Raw genomic sequence first — 16,858 nt, 5'->3', positions numbered from 1 at the left:
CGGTTATGGCGATCGATGAAGTACGAATGCATCTACCTCCACGCCTACGAGACCGGCTCGGAAGCCCGCAGCGGCATCGGCCGGTGGATCGACTACTACAACTTCGACCGACCTCACTCGACACACGGAGGGCGTACGCCCGTCGAGGTCCACGAGGAGGCCGGCGACATCAGACTGGCGGCGTAACGGACCACAGGCCCAAGCTTACGAAGGCCGCCAATCTGTCCGGCCCGGCGGGACCACCTCATAATACCAACGGCCGCCGCGGCTGACTCTCCGGGGCTTTCGGCGGCTCTGATCGCTGATTCCATGGTGCGGGGAGGATTCGCGCCATGGCCGCTGCGGTGAAGCTTCGGACGGACTACTCGGCTTCGGACCTGCGGCGGCTCGCCGCCGCCTCGAAGCACGCCAACCAGAGCCGACGGTTGTTGTCGCTGGCGGCCGTGTTCGACGGGATGGACCGCGAACAGGCGGCGCGGATCGGCGGAATGGATCGCCAGACGCTGCGCGACTGGGTCCACCGCTTCAACCAACAGGGTCCCGACGGCCTGCGCGACATCCGATCGAAAGGGCATCCGCCCCGGCTGTCGAAGGAACAGTTGGCCGAACTCGCGGATATGGTCGAGACCGGTCCCGACCGTGCGGTCGATGGTGTCGTCCGGTGGCGACGGATCGACCTGAAGAAGGTGGTCGAGGAGCGCTTCGGCGTCGACTACCACGAACGCACCATCGGCAAGATCCTGAAGGCGCTCGGCTTCTCCCACATCAGCGCGCGGCCGCGGCATCCGGGACAGGATCCCGAGGTCATGGAGGCGTTCAAAAAAACTTCGCCCGGACCCTGAACGCCCACGTCGGGCATCTGCCGAAGGGCAAACGGATCGAGATCTGGTTCCAGGACGAGGCTCGGATCGGGCAAAAGAACGGGATCGTTCGACAATGAGCGCGGCGCGGGACGAGACCCCGCCAACCGGCCGATCAACGCTACGAGAACGCCTATCTCTTCGGCGCGATCTGCCCGGCGCGCGGCGTCGGCGCCGCCTTGGCACTGCCGTTCATCGGCACCGACGCCATGCAGATGCACCTCGACGAGATCTCGACCATGGTCGCGCGTGGATCGCACGCCGTGCTGCTGCTCGATCGCGCCGGATGGCACACCACGGGAATGCTCACCGTGCCGAAGAACGTGACGCTGATCTTCCTGCCGTCGCGATCACCGGAGTTGAACCCGGTCGAGCAGATCTGGCAGTACCTGCGCTCGAACTGGCTCTCCAACCGCGTCTTCGAAACCTACGTCGATATCGTCGAGGCAGCCTGCGACGCCTGGCGCAGGCTCGTCGACGATCCCGAGGTCATCTCCTCAATCGGGATGCGCGACTGGGCGCATATCGGTCAGAGATGAAGGCCGTTGGTATAAGCCTTGATGCCGGGATCGTTGCCGTAGCGGGCGTTGACCGTGTTCATCGCCTCGCCCTGCCGTGCGGCCGGGAAGAACTGGCCATCCGCCGATGCGGTCATGCCCATGCCCCAGACACGCGCCATCGGTAGTGCCCCCTGCGCCGCGACCACGGTGGCCAGCGCCTGGTTCATCGCTTCGCTTTCGACATGCCAGCGGGCGAGGCGGGGTGACGACATAGAACGGGCAGGAATATACGCCGCCATTATCAACCAAAGACAGTGATCTCGTTGAATTCTGCGGAAAATCGTGAGATTCTTGCGTATCTTCCGGGAGGCGGCGATGGCGGATGTGATCGAGGAATTGGCGGCGATCAAGACCGTGGTGGAGATGACTGAAGCGTTCAGAGACGAGGCGCATTGCCGACGCCTCCTTGAGCAGATGATCTGGCCACGTGGGCGCATCTGTCCCGGCTGCGGATGCCGGCAATCGGTTACATTGGCCGGCCGTGATGTGGGACGCCGTGCCCGCCCCGGGCTCTATCAATGCTCGAATGGCGACTGCCGCATGCAGTTCACGGCAACGACGCGAACGCCGCTGCACTCGACCAAGCTGCCGATCCGGACTTGGCTGGCCGGATTGTGGTTCATGCTGCAGACCGACAAGGCCGGAACGAACGAAACGCCTTCCGATTACGCACAAGCGGACAAAGCAGCAACATCTGGGGCGTATATCGCCCGAGGGGCGAGCCGGGGGCGATTTGCCCCCGTGAGTAGGTCTGTGGGCGCTGTCGGAAAACAGGTGATTTGCGACACCGTCGGCAGGGCGTTCGAAATAGCTCGTATTCGTGGAATAATTTGTACGACAAACCATGTCGGAATGCGGCACTGTGTGGAAACTCGATGATGAAGGTTTTCCGCACATGATGGTCGGCTATATGCGCGTTTCCACGGACAACGATCGTCAGGTGCTGGACTTGCAGCGTGATGCGCTCCTTGCCGCTGGCGTCGACGAGCGTCATCTGTTCGAGGATCGCGCCAGCGGCAGTCGAGGCGACCGGAGCGGTCTGAGCAAAGCGCTCGCTTTCCTCAAGCCCGGCGACTGCATGGTCGTCTGGAAGCTGGATCGGCTCGGCCGATCTCTGCCGCATCTTCTCACCACCGTAACCGACCTCAAGGTGCGCGGCATCGCCTTCCGCTCTCTGACCGAACAGATGGACACGACCACGCCGCAGGGAGAATTCCTGTTCCACGTCTTCGGGGCGCTGGCGCAATTTGAGCGGTCGCTGATCCAGGAGAGGGTCCAGGCGGGGCTGGCCGCTGCCCGCCGCCGGGGTCGTCGTGGCGGCCGTCCGGTCGCAATCGATGAGGAGAAGCTCGCGGCGATCACCGCGGCGCTCGAGGGCGGTGCCACCAAGGCGGCGGTTTGCCGGACATTTGGGATCAAGCGCAGCACGTTGATCGATACTCTGGCACGGATCGGCTGGTCTGCCGGTTCCAAGCCTCAGGAGGAATAGAGGATGCGACGGCAGCGATTGAGTGAAGCCCAGATCAAGGAATTGTTTGATCCTCCTTCTGATCCCCGTGAGTTGGTCCGCCATTTCACGCTGTCGACCGCCGATCTCGAAGCTGTCCGGCGCAACCGAGGCGATCACAACCGTCTCGGCCTCGCGCTCATGCGCTGTTATCTGCGTCATCGGGTCGTGCGGCTGAGCGGAACAGGAAAGTGTCGTAAGGGGGATTGTTTCTTTTCAAAAGTCCCATTCGGAATTAGGTTGGCGTAGCGGTCTGAGGCCTCCGTTTGCGACGGCCTCGGGCAGGGAGAACTCGTATCGCCCGAGGAAATTGATGTGACGCCAAGAGATCGGCGAGAGGCGGGCGATATCGGCGGCGAGTGGCGGCGTTCCTGCCTCGCCGAGCTGTCGCAGGGCTTCCTGCATGTAGATGGCGTTCCAATGGACGATGGAGTTGAGGGCCAGTCCGAGGGCGCCGAGCTGCTCCTCTTGGCCTTGACGCAGCGGGCTTCTGATTTCGCCGCGCTCCCCGTGATGAACACGCCGGCCGAGCTTGTGACGCAGTTCCTGCCGGTTGAGCTGAAACAAGATCCGTCGCCGAAACGGGCGGTCATCGACGTATCGCAGAATGTGCAGGGTCTTGATGATGCGTCCGAGTTCCGACAGGGCCTTGGCCAGCGTTGTCGGGCGATCTTTGACCTGCAGCATGCGCATGACGCCGGCGGCCTTGAGGTGGCCGAGCTTGAGCGATCCGGCCAAACGGATCAGGTCGGACCAGTTTTCCCGGATCAGGTCGATCTTGATTCTGCCCCAAGCGGTCGCATCGAACGGCCCGTAGCTCGCTCGGCCGTCGATACGCCAGAGTTTGACGCCGCCGATGTCCGCCAGTCGCGGGCTGAATTGGTATCCGAGGAGCCAGAACAAGCCGAAAATGGCGTCGGAGTACGCGGCGGTGTCGGTCATGATCTCCAGCGGTTCCAGCTCGGTCTCCTGCTCCAGCAGGAGAGCCAGGACGACCAGGCTGTCGCGCAGCGTTCCGGGGATGACGGCGCCGGCCAGGCCGCTGAACTGATTGGAGATCATGTTGTACCAAGTGACGCCGCGTTCCTGGCCGTAGTATTTGGGGTTGGGACCGGCGTGTATGGCACTCGACGGCGCGACGAACCGCATGCCGTCCGCACTGGCGACCTCCCCGGCGCCCCAGTGCCGGACGATATCCAGCCGACCGTGCGCGGCAACGATCGCGGCGTTGGCCGCGGCCATGGTCTCGGGTCGAATGAAGTTCTGATCGACCCAGGAAAGTCGGTCGCGGCGCAGAGCGGGAAATTCGGCGCGGACGACCGGCTCGAGACCGATGTTGCAGGCACCGCCGACCAGAACGGCGCACAGGCTCGTCTCGAAATGTTCGACGCTGGCCTGGCGCTCGCTCAGGTGGGTGAACGACTTGGCAAACCCGGTTCGCGCCATGACTTCGAGAAAGATGTCGGGCATTCCGGCCTTCGGCATCCGCGTCTGAACGGCGGCGCGAAGCACGCGCAGGCTCTCGGGTTCCTCGAGCCTGTCGAGGGGCGTAACGACGATTTCCGTCTTGTCGGCGGCCGTTTCGAAGCGCAGGTCGGGATTGTCGTCGGCGCGCGCGGCGACATGTCGATAGGCCTCGTCGAGAAGGCGGGTGAGGCCCTCGATTTCGGTATCGGCTTCCAGAGAGCGGCCGAGGGCGCGGGCGACCATCAACCTGGAATTCTGCCAGGGCTCGCCATCGAGCATCCCTCTGCGAGGGTCCCCGTATCGGATGCCGGGCACGACGAACACGTCGCGCCGCTTGATGGCGAGACGCCACGCCTCGATGATCGCGAAGACATAGGCCTTCGGGTCCCGCACTCTTCCATCCTGATCCAGGGCATGTTGCCGCCATGCCTTCGGGATCGCGGCCGTCGGCGCACCGCGCATCTTGGCGAGAGACGACCAGTCGTCCACGGACTGAAGGTAGCCGATCGCAGCCTTGACGCCGGTGCCGCCCGGGGCGGCGCCGATCTCGATGCGGTTGGCGATATCGGAGAACATTCGCCGGGCTCGGCGCCATCGGTTCCGCAGTTCGTCGTAGGGCTTGGTCTCGGCGGGTTTGGCGATTGCGTCCACCTTGGACATGGCCGCTTCGATGTTGGAACGGGGCAGTCGCTCGAAGAGGGCTTCTCGCCATTCATCGAGAGGCAAGGCGTCGTCGGTCAGAACCAGCTGACCCATCTCGCGAAGCAAGATGGCCGCGTCATCGAGATCGCGCAGACTGCGCAGGCGGGCCTGTTTGTCGGCGGCTTCGGCGTCTTTGACCATGTCGGCCAACAGAGCTTCCGCCAGTTCGGCGGCATCGTCCTGGGCGGCCGCTTCGAGCGTGTGGAAGAGCGCCGCAATGGTTGCGGTTCGACGGGGTTCCTGAAGGGCGGCGATGGCGGAGGGTTTGCCGATGCGCGCCACCCGCGCGAGCCGTTCGAGGGTTGCAGCCGGAACGCCTCGCGGTGGCGACGGCCGCAGATTGAACGCCCTCACCGCGTCGAGCCGATCGAGGTGGCGGTAGAGTTCTGTCGGCATGCGCTTTGCGGGAACGGTCCGCAGCGCATCCAAGGCGGCGAACGGGGAAGTGTCGCCGGCGTCGAACAGCCCGGCGATGCGCACGCGCTGATCATCGCTCAGGCTGGCGACCAGATGGCGCCAGAGCCTGGTCCGCGCACGATCACGGATTTTCCCGACCAATCGCTCGACGACCGTGACGCCGGGCAGAAGCACCTTGTTGGCGATCAGCCATGCCGCCGCTCGATCGATCAGGGGGCCGGGTCGATCGTCCCCACTCCAACACAGGGCATAGAGCCATCGGGTCAGCCGGAAACGTGCAACAGGATTGTCGCCGAAGTCGGTGAAGCCGCAGTGCGTCCGGATGAGAGCCAGATGTCGAATGCGCCGGCTTCCCTCGAAATAGGCTTCCATGCTGGTCGTGGGCTCGAGGGCGAGCTGCTCGATCACCGTCGCCAGGATCGACGCGGGGATCTCCGCCGGCGAAACGGGAAATGCCCCCAGAAATCGGGCGCTCGTCAGCATCACCGCGAAGCCGAGCCGATTGTGGTCGCCACGCAGCGTTCCGATGAGATCGTGATCGGTTCTGTCCAAATGGAAGTATCGAGCGAGCTGGTCGGGCGACGGGTCGCCATCGAAGCGGGCAAAGCCCTGACGCTGGGCGTCCGTGAGGTGACGGGTGGGCATTCGTTGCGAAACTTCCAACATTTGCGAAGGGGGCGAATGGTGCCGAGAAACATGGCGAATTCCTTCGCAAAACACATGCGCGAAATCGAGTCTTTTTGCAGTGAGTTTCGCACAGTCGTCGAGGTCGCCGCATGAAGCTCGGCTACGCGCGCGTTTCCACCGATGACCAGAGCCTGGAAATCCAGCACGGCAGGCTCGCCGCTGCCGGTTGCGAGCGGATGTTCGAGGAGAAGATCTCCGGCACCGTTCGCGGCCGACCGGCGCTCGAAAAGCTCATCGATCACCTGCGCAAAGACGATGTTCTCGTCGTCACGCGCCTCGATCGGCTCGCCCGATCGACCATCGAGCTCCTGCACATCGCCGAGCGCGTCATCGAAAAACACGCGGGATTACAATCTCTTGATGAGCCATGGGCCGATACGACGTCGCCGTCCGGCGTGATGATCATGACGGTCTTCGCCGGAATTGCGCAGTTCGAGCGGTCCCTCATCATGAGCCGGACCGACGAAGGCAGGAAGGCCGCCATGGCGCGCGGCGTGGCCTTCGGTCGCCCGAAAAAAATGCGACCGGACCAGGCGGAGCTTGCTCGTCAACTCGTCCTCGAGGGCAAATCCATCAGCGCCGTCGCCAGGACCTTCAACGTCCATCCGGCGACCATCTATCGCTGCCTCGAGCCGAGCGGCTCCTTATAACACTTTTCTGTTCCGCTCAGCCGCACGACCCAGAACCCCGTCGACCCGGAGCCGGCTCGCCACCTCCTCCGGCATGCCGTGGTCAGGATCGGCGACGCGCTCGGTCGGATCCCACAAGTGGTGAGCGACGAACTTCAACACCAGGCTCTCCGGCGCCGGCCACGGCAGCGCCGCTCCGACGGCCGCTCGGCACCAGGCCTCGAGATAGGCGAGATCGGAGGCGAGCGCCCGCAGCGTGTTGTCGCCGATGCCGCGCTTTGCCAGATGGCGCAGCGTGGCGACGTCCTCGTCGGAGAGCACCGTGGCGAGACGGTCGCGGCGATCGGCGGGAAGGATGGCTGCGAGCGCATCGAGGGCGAGGGCGCGTTTCGTCTCCGGGTCGGCGAGCAGGGCGCCGTCGCTCATCGGCGGCCCCCGAGCACGGTGGTGTCGGGATGACGGAGCACGTCGGTTTCAGGGAAGTCGGCCCCCTTGAACAGGAGAGCGACACCGGCGACCGAGGCGACCGCATAGGCGAAGCAGTCGCCCATGTTCAGCGCGGCGGGGTGACGTCCCCTGCCGAAGCGCTCATAGGCCGTTTCGGCGGCGGCGTAGTGCTTCGCGTCGAAGGGAACGGTGGTGACGTTGGGCGCCGCCGCCAATCGCGCGACGATCTCGGCGGCATTGGAAAAACCCTTGGCAGCGAGCACGGTGCGGGTCTCGAACAGGGTCGGCCAACCGATCAACACGCCACCGCGGCGCAGCGCCGCCTTGAAGGCCTCCGCTTCGGGCTCGTCGAGGGCGATGGCGAGGATCGCGGACGTGTCGACGGCGATCATTTCGGTAGACCGTGGTCGTCGTAGAGATCGTCGTGGGCCGAGGTCGCGCCCAGCGCCACGCCGCGCCGCCCCTCGGCCATCAGATCCCACAGGGCATCGATCGGGTGGGCATGCGCCCCGGCTCGGAGCGCGCCGTCGTAGCGCTCCAGCGCCTCCTCGACGAGCCGATTCATCGGCATGCCCGTCCGGCGGGCGAGCGCCTGGGCGAGCGCCTTCGCCTTGGCGCTGCGGATGGAGAGCTGCGGTTCGGACATGGCGCGCCTTTCGAGAACGAGCCTCAATTTACCACGTGGCCGCACTAGCCGGCAACAATCTCGGTTGAGCCGGATCATCATCGATAAGAGGTACTTATCTATACTTACGAAACCTGCAACCACGTTCCCGGGTGACGGAAGCAAAACCCCTCTTCACTTCTGTAATGGAGAAAGAGGTCATATAAATCAAATTGATGCGCCAACCTCGACAGCCTCCTTCCTGGAGGCACTCAAGCGGCCCGCTGCTTGCTCGTGAGCTGCAGACCGAAGGACTTGAGGACCGCAAGCGTCGTTTCCAGCGTCGGATTGCCGGTCTCGCTCAACGAGCGGTAAAGCTGTTCTCGCGCCAAACCCGTGTCACGAGCCACCTTCGTCATACCCTTGGCACGCGCGACCACGCCGAGCGCGGTTGCTATCTGCGCTGCATCGCTCGTATCGAACGCATCTTCGAGATAAAATTTGATCGCTTCTTCGCTTCCGAGCAATTCGGCGGGATCGAAGTCCGTGAATTTCTCATTCATCTTCATCACTCCATTGCGCAGCAATCTGTTTTGCCAACTTGATGTCTTTTTCTTGGGTGCTCTTATCGCCACCACACAACAAAACGATGATCACGTCACCGGAACGGAAAAAGTAAATGCGATATCCAGGCCCATAGTGGATCCGCAACTCGCTTATGCCATCGCCGACGGGGGCGACGTCACCTGCATTCCCGGAAGCCAGCCGCGTCAGGCGCGAAGCAACGAGCGCCTTCGCCCGCTCGTCCTTCAGCTTCTTGACCCACTTCCGGAAAGTGCTCGACTGCTTGAATTTCATCGTGTCCAACTGTAGTTTATAAATCACATTTCGTCAAGAGAACCAGATGCTCGTCGATCCCAGCCGATCGATGAGGCAGCAGAACGGTGGATCACCCATTCGAAACGTCGGCTGGCCGGCTACGACCGAGGACGCCGTCACCAGAACCATCCGCCGCCGTTCACACGATCTCGATGTCTGTCCGAGCCAGGGCCTCACCCCCGGTGAGAATGGGCAGGCGATAGGACTTTGCGCAGGCATAGGCGAAACTCTCGCCCGTACTCAGTTCGAAGGCGCGCGCCGCATCCAGGGCCATGCGATGCAGCGATCCCGAGATGGTCATCTCGCGCGCGCCGATCGTCTCGAGGAGGGCGTCGACATCGGCTTGCGACTGCTCCCAGAGAATAGCCGGAACGGGGCACGCCAGACCCTGCGCACAGGCGGTTATTCCCACCAGGCGCGAGACCGCCTCGAACACCGTGAGCGCGGAATAGTGGATCGGCTTCTTCGCCGCCTCGATCTTGGTGACGAGGTTTTCGGCTCCGTCCTCGGCGAGAAGAATGGCGATGATCGCCGAAGCATCGATGAACATCACGGCTCTCCCACGTCGGCGATCGGCGCCGCATCGCCAGTGCCGGAATTCGGCCCCATGCGGGCCCGAACGCGCTTCTGAATATTGCCGATCCGCATGCGCAGGGGTACGCTTTCAGCCAATCGCACGAGTTCGTTGGTCAGCGCGCGCCGGACCGCTTCGGTCTTGTTGGGAGCATGCGTTGCCTGCTGAAGCCGAACGGCGAGAGCATCGACGGTGTCGTCCCGGATATAGAGCGGCATCAGCTCCCTCGGAATATCCATTGAGGAATATGCGAATATCCTACATGGGATATTCAGCCCGAACAATCGCGAATTCACCGAGTTTCTGCCTCCGAGCCAACCGGCTCGAGCAGAACGACGAAGCCATGGAGCGCGCGCCCATCGGCCATCCCCCGCCAGCCGCCGTCACGCGCTCTTCCTCGCTGCCGGGCTGACCTTGAGCAGGGCCATCAGCATGGGTCCGAGGCTGAAGCTCCCCTCCTCCGCCTTGCGCGTCAGGCTGCGCAGATAGCCGCCGGCGGACGCGATCATGGCGTGGCGCTGCAGGATCCCGGCTACGACGATCGCCGCCGGGATTTCGCCGAGGATCCCCCTCGCCTCCTCCCAGGCGCTCGGCGAAATCCCGAGCATCGGCCGTACCACGGTCGCGGTGGCGAGGAAGTCACGCCAGTTGGAGATACCGTTTCTCGCATAGTCGGCGATGTCCGGACAGGCGGAGAGCACCATGGCAAGGGTGTAGGCGCCGTCCCCACGCTTCGACGCTCGCGATTTTGCTTCGGGCTTCGCCTCTACGACTCTTTGGCCGCTCAGTTCAAGATCAGTAGAGGGGTCTGGATTTGAATTCTGTATGTGACGCTCAGTTTGAGACTCATTGACGCTCGTTTTTTCGTTTTTTCCGTGTGTTTCCAACAACATGAACACGTCGTCGGCAAGGGTCGACAGCGTCTCCGCCGCAACTTCGAGTTCGCCGAGGCCGGCGTTGCGAGAAATGCCCTCGACGATCCCCCGAAACTGGTCGTGGACCTCGGACCAGTCGGCAGGCCCCCTGCCCTCGCGCCGCGTCGGGACGCCCTCTTCGAGGCCGGTGACGATCATCTTGGCGATGTCGCGCCGGCACAGGGTGATGCGTTCGCGCGCCAGCTTGACCGCCCGATCGGCGGCACGGACCTCTTCCGCCAAGCATTCGATCTCTGCGGCCCGGGCAACGAGCGGCGAGAGATCGAAGCCGAAGGCCTGGTCGATCTCGCCCCCCTCCCCTTTGCGGGCATAACGCTTGCCGTTGGGGCTGTCGCGGCGGACAATCATGCCGGCGTCGACCAACACCGCTAGGTGTCGGCGCAACGTCGCCGGCGCCATGCCGTGAGCACGGAGCGCGAGTTGGCCATTCGACGGCCACACCACGAGCTTTTCCCCCGAGAGCGTCGTCTCGGGATGGAAGCTCAGGAGTGCGTCGAGCACGGCCAGCGCCCGCTCGGAAACGCCGAGACGGGCCTTGGCCGTGCAGATGGAACGAAACACCGTCCACTTGTGGACGACCGTCTCAGGCGCCCTGGCGGCCGCCCTCGTCTGTGTCGCCACATGGGCGAGCATCAGGGTTCGCCCGCCAAAGGGCGTGCGAGTCTGGTAGGTCTGCATGGCGTCTTTGCCTCCATTCGGGCAAAGAAAGTCGGACGCCGAAACAGCGTGACCTCTCGACGAGAGGCTTGACAGCGATTCGTGGAAGTGTGATTCTCACAGCGCCAACTAATGAGAAGGGCTTCCGGAATTCGTTTCGGGGGCCTTTTTTCTTGCCTGATTGAACCTTTTTGAATTGTTGAGGACATGAGTTGTCATGTGACAATCACTCATTTTTCTATTTTAGATCAGTCGCTTGATCCCTTTTTGAGGTCGGTTTTGCAGCCTCGGCGCTTTCCGCAAACTCATCAACGAGGCTAGGAAGTTTCCGTTCAAGGAACGCGCCAAAAGCTGCCTGATCCGTTGTCAGGCGGATGCCCCGTCCGGAGTTTTCGATCCAGCCGAGCTTTTGGCCAGACGCGCCGACAAAAGGACGTCGAAGTAGCGTCCTAGATTTCTTCGGTGAAGTGCCGATAGAATTCATTACAGCATTAAAGCGGCCGTTGGTATCGGCAGAAAGAAAGTCTGCGCTGCTTATTGTAGCCAGCGCGATTGAAAGACGCTTTCCATCTGCCAGATGATCCGCGAGTGCAACCCACCGAGGCCGCCCAATTTTAGGAGCAGGCCCGATGGCCAGTATGATGCTACGATCAATCTTCTGGTTTACCGACAATAGCCGTGACAGCTCAGGCTTATCGACGCCAAGAGCTTGCGCTATAGCATCGCGCTCAAAGCCATAAGCATCTAAATGCGAAGCAAATAATGCGCGCTCTATGAAACTCAGATTAAGGCGAGGCCCATTCTCCTGGGCCTGAGCAGTCACAAGTTCTATGTCGCTCAGATTCCGGACGATCGCTCGCACCGAAATCTTCAAATCAAGCGCAGCCCTGATACGTCGATGTCCGTAGGCAGCCTGATATCTATCGAGCCGTTCCGGATGAGGCCTAACCAGCACGGGCACTTGCTGACCAGTCGCAGAAATCGATACTTTGAGTTCATCATACTCCGGATCAGTAACCGACTGAATGCGATCAGAGATGAAGGACGGCTCAATCGCATGCGGGTCGAGCTCAATGACATGCTCACCTTGGGCAATCGCATGCTCCAGGTCACGAGCACGGGCAGCCTCCGTGGTCAACCGATCAAGCCCGAGACTCATAGCTCTGACCGCTCCCGACGCCTTCAGCGGTTCCATCCGAGCTGCCGCTGGATCAGGCCGCCCCGCCAGCGAAAGGTCGCGCAGGATGTCCTTCCCCTTCATCAGACAACCCTCCCCCAGGCGCGCAAAATCAGCTTTTCAATGTCGCCGTTGACCGAATCCATCGCTTCCACAGCACGATCATATGTCTGCCGGTTCATCGATTCGCGCGGTGCCTCGTAGATGGTTTGCTTCGAAAGCCCGGCGTCAGAAACGGCTGTTGACTTGACCATTGTCGCGGTCAGAACTCGTTCGGCGAAGAGATTGCGCAAAAAAGCAACGATCTGAGCCTGTGGAGCATCATTCGATTCATGTCGCGTAATAAGATAACGCATCCAATCATAGGTCAGATTACCTCCGGCATTGCGTACAACTCCAAGCAACTGTGATGTCATCGTCAAAAATTGATTCATCGATGCCACGTCTAACATCTGAGGATGGACTGTTATAAGAACAGCCGTAGCAGCACAGAGAGCGGACATCGTCAAAAAGCCGAGTTGCGGCGGACAATCTATCACAACGATATCATATCGATCCGCAACATCATTGATCGCGTTTGCTACGCGCATAAAAAATAGCTCACTAGAATCACGCCTTGGATCCGCAAGAACTCGTGGCGTATCATGTTCGAACTCATGGAGTTCAAGATCTGCAGGCACAACATCCAGTCCGGCAAAGTATGTCGAACGAATTATCTCGGAGAGAGGCCGCCGATGTTCATCGTAGCGGATCGCACCATAGAGAGTCTCGCTGTCACCGACGTCGAACTCAGGTTGATAGCCAAACAGGGCCGACATTGACGCCTGCGGGTCGAGGTCAATTGCGAGTACACGGAATCCTCGTAGAGCAAGATACTGGGCGAGATGTGCGGCGGTCGTTGTCTTCCCGGAGCCGCCCTTAAAATTCGTCACGGCGATAACCTGAAGGTGATCACCAATCTTCCTATTAGGTAGATAGGATGCCTTGCCTCGAGCGAGGAAGTTACGAAGCGTATGAATCTGGTCGAGTGAATAACTCCGCTTACCACCATTCGCTTGCTTTTCACGAATTGGGCCATCCTCGGCAGAAGCTAGATGCCGTATATAACTCTCGGTGACACCAATGAGACGCGCAGCTTCTGCGCTAGAGAAGCGACGCAACTGCTTTTGAGCTTCTGGAGGGAAGAGTTTTTCCCTTAAAAGCTGCAACTGGGAACCGAGCAGCTGAGCGTCCTCACGGATCGTCTCATCCATCGCCCGGATTTCGGATTGGTTCATTTTCCCGGCTCCGCCCCAAGTTCAGCCATTCACGCAATTTTGGGCGAATTGGCATTCTTTGCGCAAGTTGCGGTGAGTCTGCGCCACCGTCAAGGAATATTGGGTTAACCGAAGGTTAACAACACACGGATCAGATTCATCCGATTGATATAACTACTCTTTTTTGACATTGTCAGATGACAATCTCAAACATCAACGCGCCAACGCTAGCACCTCTCAAGCGAATGAACCTCGGCGAGCCAACGAGTGCGGCTCGGCCCAAACTGAACAGATCTGTATTCCGCCAGCGCAGAGGACACGCAAAGCGCAGAATTCAGATGATGAGTTGGCGGGGCGTCGCCCCCTCCCCGCCAACGAGCCCGTCAGACCGACCGCGCTGCGATGTAGCATTCCGCGAACGAAGCTCGCTCGGTCCTCCCGAGGAACTCGAAATCGACCGAGTACCCGCCGGAAGACGTGCGGCGGCGCACGATGCCGGGATAGGTCTTCGCCAGCCTCGAAACCGTGACGAGATCGCCCGCCTTGAACTTAGGCGCCGGCTTGGCCGCCTCGGCCGCGCCCTTGGCGACGAGGTGACACCACGATTTGTCGACGGTCTGCGAGAAGCCGCGATCGGCGTACCAGACAGTGAAGCTCTTGGTGTTCACCTTCGTGACGACGCCCACACCCCACATGGAATTCGACACGGTGTCGCCCTTGCCTATCTGCTTCGACACTTCATCGCGAATCTCCTGGCGTTGCCGTTCGGCGTCCCCGGCAATGCGGGCGGGTGCGATCCAGTCGGCCCGGTTGCGGAGTTCGGCGGCAGTGCGGCGCTCGGTCATCTCCGCGTCGATGGCTTTGCCAAACCGCGCGATGAGTTTGCGGTGACGCCCTTCCGAGTGGTGGCCGACCTTGATCGGCTCACCGAGACGGAGAAAGTCGCGCTCGTGCTCGCTGATGCGGTTGTGCGCTTCGTCAGCGCGGCGGTCGGCGGCATCTGCTCGGGTGCGGAGCCGATTGGCGCGGCTGGTCTGTCGATCCTGGCGGTAGGCCCGCAGTGCGTCGCCGGTCAACGGCTCCAGATCCTCAGGCTCGACGACCATGTGGTCGACGCTCAACCCGACATCGAGGGCGAAGGCGAGGGCACGTTCGGCCTTCTCTTCGGCGATGAGATATCCCTCGCGGTCACGGTTCCACAGACAACCGAGGCTGCGGAGTTCGCGGCGATGGGGATAGGTGGTGCCGGTGATGAGGACGGCGTTGGTCGGGGTGTCGCGTTTCATCTGTTTTCTCTCCTCTGGCTCGTGCAGCGGGTCAGCCGCGCCTGCCCCCTGCCGGGTGGCGAACCGGGGGAGAGTGGGGGGGAAGCCGAGCGGCCGGAGGGGGATCGCCCACCGCAGCGTGAGCGGAGGCGCCCACGAATCCGTGGGCGTCCTGCACGAGCGCAGCGAGGAAGGATGGGGAGACCGGCTGAACGGCTTCCGGGGGCGAGAGGGGGAACGCCCTCTCGCCCTTCACCGCGTCACAGACGCCAAACGAAAGGGGGAGGGGAGGGCCGCCGCTGAGGCGGCTCTCCTTGCCGGATCAAAGCTGCGCGCTCCCGCGCACCATCAGCTATTCCAACGGCCCTTCGCCGCATTTCAAAACGCCAGTATCCCCACAAATACGGGCGCGCGCCTCTCCACCACAGTCGACCAGATCAGATCAGATGAGGCCGGGCTGTTGGTCGACGGGCTTACCCTTGAAGGGGGCGACGTTGATTTCCCCTTCCCGCTTGCGGGCCTGGGCGATGTCGAAGCTGCTCTGCATCCGCATCAACGTGTCCATCGAAACGCCGAAGGCCTTTTCGATCCGCAACGCCATCTCGGAGGAAAGGTGCGAGCGCTCGTTCAACAGCGCCGACAGCGCAGGGCGCGTCACGCCCAGAACGAGCGCCGCATCGGTCACCGACAGACCGAGCGCCTCGACGATCTCGCTCTTCACAAATCCGCCGGGATGGGCGGGGGCTTTCATGCGAATGCGAGTGCTCACGTCCATGGCCGACTCCTCGGGCGAACTTCAAAGCCGCCGAATGCTCTCGATCTCGCACGGATCTACACGAGATGTGATGCGTCGGTTCTTCGTCATGAACAGGTCCGAGCGTCGCGGCGGTTGCCGGACGGCAAATGCGCTATTCTACTCGGCGCCGCGCACCGTTCAGCTCGCCCGCTTCATCGGCTCGATGCGATCGAGATCGTTGCGCAAAGCATCAGAGGCGGTTTCGAGGGCATAGCGATACTGGATCTTCATCCAGAAGTCCGCGCTGTTGCCGAAGAAACGAGCGAGCCTCAGAGCCGTGTCCGGCGTCAGGTCGACCTGTTCGGCGGCCAGCCGTTCGATGCGCGAGCGGGGCACCCCGACGGCCTTCGCCACCGCTCCAGCCGACAGGCCGAGAGGGTGGAGGAACTCTTCTCTCAGGATCTCGCCCGGATGAATCGCAGGCAGCATCGTCATCGGTCATCTCCCTCAGTGATAGTCGACGAATTCGACGTCGATCGGCCCCTCTTGCGTCCACCGAAAGCAGAGACGGAACTGGTCGTTGACCCGAATGGAATGCTGCCCGACCCGGTCGCCCTTCAGGGCCTCGAGGCGATTTGTCGGAGGAATGCGCAGATCGTCCAGCTCGGCTGGCGGCGTCGAGCATGACCAGTTTACGACGTGTTACGGCGGCGAGATCGGCAGGAAACCCCTTAGGCGTCCGGCGCGCGATGATCGCGGTCAATCGCTCATCTTTGAAGCCTCTGATCGCCATCGAGCACGCACCTCAACTATGATCAATCACGTACCACGACGTGATACATTTTTCAAGGAAAATGCGTCATGCCATGGTACGCCTGGGGACAGGTATCGCTCCCACAGATGAAGGCGACCTGTCTCACAAGAGCCTCGTCAGCGCCGAGAGGAAGGGCGGCCCTGACCGAGCAGGGAAGGGGAGGGGCACGGCGATCGGCGCCGAGACGAAAGAATCTCCGAAGGAGCAGTCCAACGTCTCAAGACCTTGCCGACCGCGCGCCGAAATGGCGCGCCAGCATCGTTGTCGAACCGGTCACGGTCGAACACGGTGAGCTGGCACGTCAGGCCTTTCTCGATTTCGGCAAGGGTCGCCACAAGGCAGGGCTGAACTTCGGCGATTGCTTTTCCTATGCCCTGGCAAAAGCCACCGGCGAACCGCTCTTGTTCAAGGGCAACGACTTCAGCCTGACCGACATCATGAGGTGGTCCCGCCGGGCCGGACAGATTGGCGGCCTTCGTAAGCTTGGGCCTGTGGTCCGTTACGCCGCCAGTCTGATGTCGCCGGCCTCCTCGTGGACCTCGACGGGCGTACGCCCTCCGTGTGTCGAGTGAGGTCGGTCGAAGTTGTAGTAGTCGATCCACCGGCCGATGCCGCTGCGGGCTTCCGAGCCGGTCTCGTAGGCGTGGAGGTAGATGCATTCGTACTTCATCGATCGCCATAACCG

The 16,858-nt window shown here is 61.9% G+C and carries 18 protein-coding genes and 6 pseudogenes; 7 read left to right on the top strand and 17 right to left on the bottom strand.

The window, feature by feature from the left end; all coding sequences use genetic code 11:
* Positions 1-186 (top strand): integrase core domain-containing protein (locus tag EYW49_RS21860; RefSeq protein WP_131311729.1); only part of this gene is annotated, 186 nt, incomplete at its 5' end.
* Positions 187-332: 146 nt separating this feature from the next.
* Positions 333-1,399: pseudogene (locus EYW49_RS21855) on the top strand (IS630 family transposase).
* Positions 1,400-1,404: 5 nt separating this feature from the next.
* Here the strand turns inward: EYW49_RS21855 and EYW49_RS21850 are convergent.
* Positions 1,405-1,620: pseudogene (locus EYW49_RS21850) on the bottom strand (Tn3 family transposase); the annotation flags it as partial.
* Positions 1,621-1,735: 115 nt separating this feature from the next.
* Here EYW49_RS21850 and EYW49_RS23565 point away from each other — a divergent pair.
* From EYW49_RS23565 to EYW49_RS23760, 3 genes and pseudogenes are all read left to right on the top strand, one after another.
* A pseudogene (locus EYW49_RS23565) lies at positions 1,736-2,059 on the top strand (transposase); the annotation flags it as partial.
* 256 nt (positions 2,060-2,315) lie between these two features.
* Positions 2,316-2,909, top strand: a complete 594-nt coding sequence (locus EYW49_RS21840; RefSeq protein ID WP_131311745.1) for a recombinase family protein — start codon at positions 2,316-2,318, stop codon at positions 2,907-2,909.
* 3 nt (positions 2,910-2,912) lie between these two features.
* The gene (locus EYW49_RS23760) at positions 2,913-3,176 is read left to right on the top strand and encodes a DUF4158 domain-containing protein (protein ID WP_131311744.1); all 264 of its coding nucleotides are present in this window, start codon (positions 2,913-2,915) and stop codon (positions 3,174-3,176) included.
* Here EYW49_RS23760 and EYW49_RS21830 read toward each other — a convergent pair.
* A complete protein-coding gene (locus EYW49_RS21830) occupies positions 3,144-6,158 on the bottom strand; it encodes a Tn3 family transposase (protein ID WP_131311743.1) in 3,015 nt (1,004 codons plus the stop codon). The genes EYW49_RS23760 and EYW49_RS21830 overlap by 33 nt on opposite strands.
* A 131-nt stretch (positions 6,159-6,289) precedes the next feature.
* Between EYW49_RS21830 and EYW49_RS21825 the strand changes: the two genes are divergently transcribed.
* Positions 6,290-6,850 carry a recombinase family protein gene (locus EYW49_RS21825; RefSeq protein WP_131311742.1) on the top strand — a complete coding sequence of 187 codons (561 nt, stop codon included), beginning with the start codon at positions 6,290-6,292 and terminating at the stop codon, positions 6,848-6,850.
* A gap of 30 nt (positions 6,851-6,880) precedes the next feature.
* On the opposite strand, the pseudogene EYW49_RS21820 reads toward EYW49_RS21825, so the two are convergent.
* The 14 genes and pseudogenes from EYW49_RS21820 to EYW49_RS23560 all read right to left on the bottom strand — a co-directional run.
* A pseudogene (locus EYW49_RS21820) lies at positions 6,881-7,255 on the bottom strand (integrase); the annotation flags it as partial.
* Positions 7,252-7,668: a type II toxin-antitoxin system VapC family toxin gene (locus EYW49_RS21815; RefSeq protein WP_131311741.1), complete on the bottom strand. Its 417-nt coding sequence runs from the start codon at positions 7,666-7,668 to the stop codon at positions 7,252-7,254. The gene EYW49_RS21815 and the pseudogene EYW49_RS21820, both read right to left, overlap by 4 nt.
* Entirely contained in the window at positions 7,665-7,922 is a 258-nt protein-coding gene (locus EYW49_RS21810) for a type II toxin-antitoxin system VapB family antitoxin (RefSeq protein WP_131311740.1), read from the bottom strand. Before EYW49_RS21810 ends, EYW49_RS21815 begins: the two co-directional genes overlap by 4 nt.
* Before the next feature lie 230 nt (positions 7,923-8,152).
* Positions 8,153-8,443, bottom strand: a complete 291-nt coding sequence (locus EYW49_RS21805) for an addiction module antidote protein (protein WP_131311739.1) — start codon at positions 8,441-8,443, stop codon at positions 8,153-8,155.
* Positions 8,436-8,738: a type II toxin-antitoxin system RelE/ParE family toxin gene (locus EYW49_RS21800; protein WP_131311738.1), complete on the bottom strand. Its 303-nt coding sequence runs from the start codon at positions 8,736-8,738 to the stop codon at positions 8,436-8,438. Before EYW49_RS21800 ends, EYW49_RS21805 begins: the two co-directional genes overlap by 8 nt.
* A 160-nt stretch (positions 8,739-8,898) precedes the next feature.
* Positions 8,899-9,309, bottom strand: a complete 411-nt coding sequence (locus EYW49_RS21795) for a type II toxin-antitoxin system VapC family toxin (protein ID WP_131311737.1) — start codon at positions 9,307-9,309, stop codon at positions 8,899-8,901.
* Positions 9,309-9,551, bottom strand: coding sequence for a type II toxin-antitoxin system VapB family antitoxin (locus EYW49_RS21790; protein WP_131311736.1), 243 nt, complete (start codon positions 9,549-9,551; stop codon positions 9,309-9,311). Before EYW49_RS21790 ends, EYW49_RS21795 begins: the two co-directional genes overlap by 1 nt.
* A 165-nt stretch (positions 9,552-9,716) precedes the next feature.
* Positions 9,717-10,946: a plasmid replication protein RepC gene (gene repC / locus EYW49_RS21785; RefSeq protein ID WP_131311735.1), complete on the bottom strand. Its 1,230-nt coding sequence runs from the start codon at positions 10,944-10,946 to the stop codon at positions 9,717-9,719.
* Positions 10,947-11,163: 217 nt separating this feature from the next.
* A complete protein-coding gene (repB, locus tag EYW49_RS21780) occupies positions 11,164-12,186 on the bottom strand; it encodes a plasmid partitioning protein RepB (protein ID WP_131311734.1) in 1,023 nt (340 codons plus the stop codon).
* Entirely contained in the window at positions 12,186-13,379 is a 1,194-nt protein-coding gene (gene repA / locus EYW49_RS21775; RefSeq protein ID WP_131311733.1) for a plasmid partitioning protein RepA, read from the bottom strand. The genes repB and repA overlap by 1 nt, the downstream gene beginning before the upstream one ends.
* Before the next feature lie 362 nt (positions 13,380-13,741).
* Positions 13,742-14,644, bottom strand: coding sequence for a DUF3560 domain-containing protein (locus EYW49_RS21770; protein WP_131311732.1), 903 nt, complete (start codon positions 14,642-14,644; stop codon positions 13,742-13,744).
* Between the two features lie 421 nt (positions 14,645-15,065).
* Positions 15,066-15,398 carry a HigA family addiction module antitoxin gene (locus EYW49_RS21765; protein ID WP_131311731.1) on the bottom strand — a complete coding sequence of 111 codons (333 nt, stop codon included), beginning with the start codon at positions 15,396-15,398 and terminating at the stop codon, positions 15,066-15,068.
* A 159-nt stretch (positions 15,399-15,557) separates the two neighbouring features.
* Positions 15,558-15,854: a HigA family addiction module antitoxin gene (locus tag EYW49_RS21760; protein ID WP_131311730.1), complete on the bottom strand. Its 297-nt coding sequence runs from the start codon at positions 15,852-15,854 to the stop codon at positions 15,558-15,560.
* A 12-nt stretch (positions 15,855-15,866) separates the two neighbouring features.
* Positions 15,867-16,152: pseudogene (locus tag EYW49_RS23560) on the bottom strand (type II toxin-antitoxin system RelE/ParE family toxin).
* Between the two features lie 68 nt (positions 16,153-16,220).
* Here EYW49_RS23560 and EYW49_RS23690 point away from each other — a divergent pair.
* Positions 16,221-16,610, top strand: a pseudogene (locus EYW49_RS23690) (type II toxin-antitoxin system VapC family toxin); the annotation flags it as partial.
* 62 nt (positions 16,611-16,672) lie between these two features.
* Here EYW49_RS23690 and EYW49_RS21745 read toward each other — a convergent pair.
* A partial coding sequence (locus EYW49_RS21745) for an integrase core domain-containing protein (RefSeq protein WP_131311729.1) occupies positions 16,673-16,858 on the bottom strand: 186 nt, incomplete at its 5' end.

The organism is Siculibacillus lacustris (assembly GCF_004328075.1).
GTDB lineage: Bacteria > Pseudomonadota > Alphaproteobacteria > Rhizobiales > Ancalomicrobiaceae > Siculibacillus > Siculibacillus lacustris.
This window is presented reverse-complemented; position numbering and strand designations above follow the sequence as displayed.